The sequence below is a fragment of the Arthrobacter sp. SO5 genome, from assembly GCF_020532805.1.
Taxonomy (GTDB): domain Bacteria; phylum Actinomycetota; class Actinomycetes; order Actinomycetales; family Micrococcaceae; genus Arthrobacter.
Map to the genome: position 1 here is coordinate 4,769 of NZ_MQTQ01000104.1, position 6,328 is coordinate 11,096.

Consider the following 6,328-nt stretch of genomic DNA (forward strand, 5'->3'; position numbering starts at 1 on the left):
TTCGTGCAGCTCGGCCCGATCGGGCACTATATATAGCAGACGCTGTTCGCTTTACGTAGAACGCGGACTCAGTTCATGAGAAGCGGCGCGGCCAAGGTTGCCAGGTCGAGGCCAAGTGCCGTGTATGCGGACGTCCACGAGCGAAGGCTCCCGACTCGGCCTACCGGGCCGTGCGACGGGTCAAGATCAGATGGAGGACTCCGGATGGTGAAGGGGTCGCTTCGATTTCAAAGCGTTGTTCGAGTCCTTCGAGTCCGTCCCAGAGCCGTTCGCCCCGGCCCAGGACGATCGGCACGAGGACGATGTGCATGTGGTCGATCAGATCGGCCTCGAGGAACTGACGGACTGTGCTGACGCCGCCACCGATCCGGACATCGAGGTCGCCGGCCAGGGCGCGGGCCTGCTTGAGCGCGGAGACGGGGTCGGCGTCAACGAAATGGAAGATTGTTCCGCCTTCCATCTTGAGCACCGGCCGGGGATGGTGTGTCAGAACAACGACAGGGGTCTGGAAGACCGGGTTATCGCCCCACCATCCCTTCCATTCCTCGTCCTCCCATGGGCCGCGTTGAGGGCCGAATTTGTTGCGCCCCATGATCTCCGCGCCGATCCCGGGGCCCCACGTGCTGGCGAACGCCTCGTCGACGCCGAAGGATCCCTCCGACTCCCCGTGGATGCCCATCGCGCGGAAGGTGCGCGTCTCGAAAGCCCACTCCATTAGCCGTGAGCCTGCGTGACCGAACGGAGCGTCGAGTTGCTGGCCCTCGCCGGTGCCGAAGCCGTCGAGGGAGACCGAGAAGTTGTGCACGCGGACGAGGGACATGTCATCTCCTGAAGTGCTTGTCGTTCGCAATCACTTTAGGGTGATCGAAGCCAACGACTCAAGACCGACGATGGAAGAACCAAGCCGCGATGCGCCCCGAAGGCGTATCGGATGCCCATCAAGGCGGGGCTCGAGGTCCGCGGCGCCGCCTGGGCGCTGCTGGCTCTGCGCGGCGTGATCTGCGGCTACCGCCGCCACTTCAGGGAATTGCTGGCCAGTCAGTGGAGGGCATCGCTTCCTGCATCCTCGCCGGCCGCTTGAAGCACCTCGTGGATCCACCGGGCGGCGTCCCTGGGCGTTCACCGCCATGGGCCTTTAGCCCGTGTGGACTCATTGGGAGGTGCCCGTCTTCGCGGCGTATGCGGTGGCTTGATCCCGCACTTGGCGAATGTAGGGACCGGACTGGTTATAGGAATAGATGGCGTCGGCCCATCCTAGGGCGGTTGAGAGGTCGCGGCCGTCGGCGCACAGATAGGTCGCCGCGCTGAGGGCGGCGTCGTCGATATTGAACGGGTCCGCTGTTCCGTCCCCGTTTCCGTCCCGCCCTACAAGCTGCCAGGTGGAGGGAATGAACTGCATGGGTCCGACGGCGTGGTCCCAGCGGGCGTCGCCGTCCAGGGCACCAGCGTCCGTGTCGGCAATGGCGGCGAATCCGGTGCCGTTGAGGCTCGGGCCCACAAGTGGGCCGCTCGCCTTCCCTGCGGTGTTGAGGCTGCCGCCGCCGTAAGTTCCGTGCGCGGACTCGACGGAGCCGACAGCTGCCACGGTGTTCCAGCCGATTCCGCACATCGGAGTGGAGTCGTTGGCCGTGGCTGCGGCAGCAACGTAGGCCCGGAGCGCGCGGGCGGGGATCCCGGTCTGCGCGGCAGCCCGGATGAGCCACTGGGCATCCGGGCTCGGCGTCACGTTCACGGCGGTGGTGATGCCGGTGGACAACATTTCGAGTTGCGCCCCCGCCCGCGGAGGTGCAGAAAGGGCACCGCGGGCATCTGCGCCGGGCTGCCGGGTTGCCCAGAACGCAAATGCGGAGATGACGCAAACCGCGAACAGGCTGAAGACCATAAGGCGTTTTAGACGAAGCACGGACTAATCAAACCATCCAAGCTCCGTGACCGGTTGACGAAACGGTTCGCAGCGGATCAAGAAGGCCGTCGGTCGGCCGCGAGTGCTTTGGCCGGCCACGCGGACCTGACACCGGACGCTCCATAAACACCACGGGATCCCCCACCCCGTCATGTCGTTCTCCAACACGCAGGCCATGAACGGATGAGAGGTCCCAGCCAGATCGCATTCAGCGCCCCACAGCACAGCGCCTCCCAAGTCCACAGCGTCATGTAGTAGCCGCCGCAGGCACCCATGAAGAAGTAACAAAGGCCCGAACCGTCGACCACCTAGGAAAGGATCCACCCGGCCACAGCACCCGTCACCAACAAGAAAGACCCCCGAAGGGGCCCACAAGTGAACATTTGTCCACACCCAGAGGACCAAAAGCCCCTGAACAGGGAAAGCACGTGCCCGAGGTGGGACTCGAACCGGACTCCAGGCGTTGAATATCCGCCACTCCCCCGCAAACATCGACAATCCGGCCCGTCCGGCACCAGTATGACCCGATCCGAAGCCCAGGGTCTGCACATTGTGCACACCCCGCTTTTGGCTTGCGGCGACCATCCAAATACCCCGGAAATCGCCGAGATATGCGATCCCTGACCCGGCGCATGGAGATACTGCTGCGGATACCGTCCGGACGTGATTCTCGAGCACAAATCCAGGAGCCACGAACACCTGTCCTCCCCTCCCCCTTCGCCGGTGAGCTCTCTCGCCGTTCATCGCATATCCGACGGCAGAGGACATGACCGACCTCAGAGGGCCCAAGGGCTCAGCCAACAAACACTGCACTTGTCACCGTTCGGTGACATAATGGTGGACAGCAAGGGAGGACGCAATCAAACCCGGAACCACCATCGACACGCCCGCGGCAGTCGGCGCGATGATCCGTGCCCGGCGCCAGGAACGCGGACTTTCGCAACAGTCCCTCGCCGAGGCCACCGGCGTCTCACGGAAATTCCTCATAGATCTCGAAGCCGGCCACGAACGCGCCGAACTCGGCAAGACCCTGGCCATCCTGGCAGCCCTCGGCCTGGCACTGGAAGCCACCGACCCCATCCCCCGCGGCAGCGACCACGACCCGGCACGGCGAGACTACGCCCAAACCTTCACCCAGCTGATCAACTCAGGCGACTATGAGTTCGCCACCAAGATGCTCGCCGACTACGCCACCGCCTCCCTCAAAGCCGGACGACCCTTACTCCAGCGCAGCCCCCGGCTCAGGGAGCCACACTGGTCCGCAGCCCTGGCCGGCATCACCAACTACACAGCACACCGGCTCAACCAGCCCGCGCCGTCCTGGACCAGACGCATCAAACCCCTCAATGCAGCATGGATGCCCGCCGAGTCCTACCGGAGCATCCGCGAACCCATGAAGCAACTCACGATGTCCGAGACACCGCCGGAACTCGCCGCCATGAACGTCTTCATCCGCGAACGCAGCCTGGCCACCGTATGACCGGCGGAGAACTCAACGCCACACAAATCCGCGCTCTCCTCCAGGAACTCGGCCGGCGCCTGCAGTCCCGCGGCGTCCATGGCTACGTCAAACTCGTAGGCGGTGCCGCTCTCATCCTGCAAGGAATCGGCAACCGCCCCACCGCCGACATCGACGCCAGCTACGCCGACAACGCGGCCGTCAACGCCGTCGTGACTGAAATGGCCGCCGCCTACGACGTCGCGCCCGACTGGCTTAACTCCTACGCCGCAGCCTTCGTCCCGGACCACGCCACCTGGGTTGAACTCGAACACCTCGACGGGCTCACCGTCCACGCCGCGGACATCGAAACGCTCCTCGCCATGAAGATCGCCGCAGAACGGGACAAGGACACCCTCGACATCGCCCGGCTCCTGCGCAAACTCAACATCACCAACGCCCAAGACGCCGTCGACCTCGCCTACAACAAATACGGCGACCACTCCATCGCCCTGGCCGCAGGCCGGGACAACTACCTCATCGTCGTCGACGACGCCCTCGACGCAGCCGCCACCCTCGAACCTGACGGCTGATCCGACCCTTTCGGAGGGGTCTGTCCGTTTGACAGTGGATCCGCTGTGGGCATTTAGTTGCTTCTTCCTTCGAAGGTGATGGCGACGGCGTTCAGTGCCTCTTCCTTCATGTGGCCCACATTTCTTCGCCGAGGCCTCAGACGCTAGCGCCTCCTAGGCTCCGCGGACCGGACGGGTTAGGGTGGCGGCAATAGTCAACTATTGGATTGGGGACCAATGAAGTTCTGGCGTTCGATCATGAAGCTGCCACAGCCATTGAAGGGCGGGCTTGTCGCGTATGTGATCGTTTTCGCAGTAGCCTTCTTGTCCGTGCCTGCCTCGGCGATCTTCAGCCCTGGCAAGGCGAGTCCGGTGACGTTTTGGGGTATCGGCGCGCTCGGCGTCACGGCAATAGTGCTGGGCGTGATGCTGGCGGTCGACCTTCGGGGATCCGCGGACGCCTATGTCTCGTTTATCAAGGACTACAAGCCGATGGGTGTGGACTATTCCAAGTCGTTCGTCGCCAACCCGAAGTTTGTGCGGATTTTCGGCATTGTGTTCATCATCGTCGGGCTCTTGTTCGTAGTGAATTCGACGATCATGGCCTTGCCGTGACCTCGTCGGAGTTGCGATGACGGAGCTCGCGGGACGGCAGGCAGGGGTTCCTGCGGTGCACTCCTAGGTGGTTGATCGTGCTCGTGGCCGGGATAAATTGGGCTGCGGTGCAGCTGGGGATGCAGCTTCTCAGGGGCAAGGCGGTGTCTGCAGAAGAGGTCGCCATAACCGGCATATTTGGTCTGGGCATGGGCATTGGCATTGGACGCAGCCGTGCCGGGCTGCGGGTCGGCGGGAAGCGCGGCCGGCGGTCAGGTCCTTAGCGCATGGTGTGACGATCCTGGGCCGTTTCGGGAATCCGGCCTACAGCTGCCTGCCCCGACGATCCCAGTCCGCTCGGCGGGCCTCCTCCTCGTCCCAGAATGTTTCGTCGTTCCTCCGGACCCGGAGGAGATTCAGGAATTGGGCCACGCTGACCGCGAACCAGGCCGTATAGATCCAGAAGAACACGGCGAAGCTGTCATTCGACCAGAGCCTGTTGATGGCGAGCAGTCCACTGATCACGGTCTGCCCGGCGGCGGACCAGGCTCCGAACTTCCAGGACCCGCGAGTCATCCGAGGCTCCAGTCGTTTGCGCCCATCAGGGGTCGACATGATTCACATCTCCGGACGCTTTGGGTCTTTGCCTCGTTCTCGCCAGTAGTCGTCCCGCTGCTTCAGCACGAACCTCACGAGATACACGATCGCGATCACCAGCACGATGGCCTGAATGGCTAAGAGGATCCACGTGAGCCACTCCCATTGTTCGGTGCGTAGCGCCGGGATGAACGCGCGTATTAAGGACACGGCACCCCCTACTCCTACGGCGATCAGAACCGGAGGCGGGAGGGAGCTTCGCTGTCCATGCGGAGTGCTCATGGCTCACCCTACCGATTTCGACTGCGCTGGCGATCGAAGTCAGCTCCTCTCCTCAGCCTGACGGATCACATCGAGGATCTTCCGGAGCGATTCGGGCCGGGCGGCTACTTCGATGTCGCCTTTGTCAGTGGTGAGCCGGATGAATTGGAACCCCTGATGGGTGATGTATCTGTGCCCTTTTCGGTCGATCTTCCCAGGCTCGGTGGATGCAGCGGCCAGCGCAGTGAAGATGGTGGGCCGTCCGGAGGGCTCGAGGGTGTCGTAGACGGCCGGCTGAAACTTCATGACCGCAGTCCCGTTGAACGTCGCGACACCCATGTTCCAGATACCGCTGAGGGAGCCGGGACGCGAATCCGGGTAGCGGATGTAGACCAGCATACCGCCCTAGGAGTCGAGATTGGCTTCGGTCGTTCGTTCACTGCGGGCCTGGACATACCAGAGAGCCGCCGTGTAGACGGCCCCCATCGCGGCGGTGGAGAGCACCTCGCCGAGCGGATGTCCCAAGCTCACAAAGAGCGTTATACCAACGCCCCCCACGGCGGCGAGGACCACGAGCGTCGCAATCTTGCGATGGGCTCTTGTCCACTTCCTTATGCCGCCCATGCCTAGAGTCGCTCGTCGATGAGCTTGACGCCGGACTCCCCGGTGGCAAAATGGAGCTGACCTCTATCCGTCGCGAGAGCCACGATCTTCCAGTTCTTCTTTAGCTCGGGCGGTCGCTTCGGGGGCGGTACGATTTGGCCTTGGCTCACGACATCGAAGAACACAGTCACCTTGCCTTCGGGTTCGCCCTTGTCGATGTAGTCCGGCTGGAACTTGAAGGTGCCTGTGCCAATTTCGGCGAAGCCCGGCAGCCACCGACCCCGAAGTGAATCGGGATGAGAGTCCGCATACCGGAGTGCGCATTCAATGACTCCGCGATCGGCGTCGCGAACCAACCGC

At 63.2% G+C, this 6,328-nt stretch carries 11 protein-coding genes; 4 read left to right on the plus strand and 7 right to left on the minus strand.

The window, feature by feature from the left end; genetic code table 11:
- Window positions 1-160: 160 nt before the first annotated feature.
- The gene (locus BJG92_RS17815) at window positions 161-820 is read right to left on the minus strand and encodes a dihydrofolate reductase family protein (protein ID WP_232085310.1); all 660 of its coding nucleotides are present in this window, start codon (window positions 818-820) and stop codon (window positions 161-163) included.
- Window positions 821-931: 111 nt separating this feature from the next.
- On the opposite strand from BJG92_RS17815, the gene BJG92_RS17820 reads away from it, so the two are divergent.
- Entirely contained in the window at window positions 932-1,081 is a 150-nt protein-coding gene (locus tag BJG92_RS17820; RefSeq protein ID WP_232085311.1) for a hypothetical protein, read from the plus strand.
- Window positions 1,082-1,150: 69 nt separating this feature from the next.
- On the opposite strand, the gene BJG92_RS17825 is transcribed toward BJG92_RS17820, so the two are convergent.
- Complete coding sequence (locus BJG92_RS17825) at window positions 1,151-1,882, minus strand: lytic transglycosylase domain-containing protein (protein ID WP_232085312.1); 732 nt, start codon at window positions 1,880-1,882, stop codon at window positions 1,151-1,153.
- A 925-nt stretch (window positions 1,883-2,807) separates the two neighbouring features.
- Here BJG92_RS17825 and BJG92_RS17830 point away from each other — a divergent pair.
- The 3 genes from BJG92_RS17830 to BJG92_RS17840 all read left to right on the plus strand — a co-directional run bounded on the left by BJG92_RS17830 (window position 2,808) and on the right by BJG92_RS17840 (window position 4,528).
- Window positions 2,808-3,383: a helix-turn-helix domain-containing protein gene (locus tag BJG92_RS17830; protein WP_232085313.1), complete on the plus strand. Its 576-nt coding sequence runs from the start codon at window positions 2,808-2,810 to the stop codon at window positions 3,381-3,383.
- The gene (locus BJG92_RS17835; protein ID WP_232085314.1) at window positions 3,380-3,934 is read left to right on the plus strand and encodes a DUF6036 family nucleotidyltransferase; all 555 of its coding nucleotides are present in this window, start codon (window positions 3,380-3,382) and stop codon (window positions 3,932-3,934) included. The genes BJG92_RS17830 and BJG92_RS17835 overlap by 4 nt, the downstream gene beginning before the upstream one ends.
- A 216-nt stretch (window positions 3,935-4,150) precedes the next feature.
- Window positions 4,151-4,528: a hypothetical protein gene (locus BJG92_RS17840; RefSeq protein WP_232085315.1), complete on the plus strand. Its 378-nt coding sequence runs from the start codon at window positions 4,151-4,153 to the stop codon at window positions 4,526-4,528.
- A 303-nt stretch (window positions 4,529-4,831) separates the two neighbouring features.
- Here BJG92_RS17840 and BJG92_RS17845 read toward each other — a convergent pair whose 3' ends face one another.
- The 5 genes from BJG92_RS17845 to BJG92_RS17860 all read right to left on the minus strand — a co-directional run.
- Window positions 4,832-5,083: a hypothetical protein gene (locus BJG92_RS17845; protein ID WP_232085316.1), complete on the minus strand. Its 252-nt coding sequence runs from the start codon at window positions 5,081-5,083 to the stop codon at window positions 4,832-4,834.
- Between the two features lie 42 nt (window positions 5,084-5,125).
- Window positions 5,126-5,314, minus strand: a complete 189-nt coding sequence (locus tag BJG92_RS17850; protein ID WP_232085317.1) for a hypothetical protein — start codon at window positions 5,312-5,314, stop codon at window positions 5,126-5,128.
- A 111-nt stretch (window positions 5,315-5,425) separates the two neighbouring features.
- On the minus strand, window positions 5,426-5,764 hold the full coding sequence (locus BJG92_RS17855; RefSeq protein ID WP_232085318.1) for a hypothetical protein: 339 nt from the start codon (window positions 5,762-5,764) through the stop codon (window positions 5,426-5,428).
- A 6-nt stretch (window positions 5,765-5,770) separates the two neighbouring features.
- Window positions 5,771-5,896, minus strand: coding sequence for a hypothetical protein (locus BJG92_RS18475; protein ID WP_269462150.1), 126 nt, complete (start codon window positions 5,894-5,896; stop codon window positions 5,771-5,773).
- Window positions 5,897-5,991: 95 nt separating this feature from the next.
- Window positions 5,992-6,328 (minus strand): hypothetical protein (locus tag BJG92_RS17860; protein ID WP_232085319.1); only part of this gene is annotated, 337 nt, incomplete at its 5' end.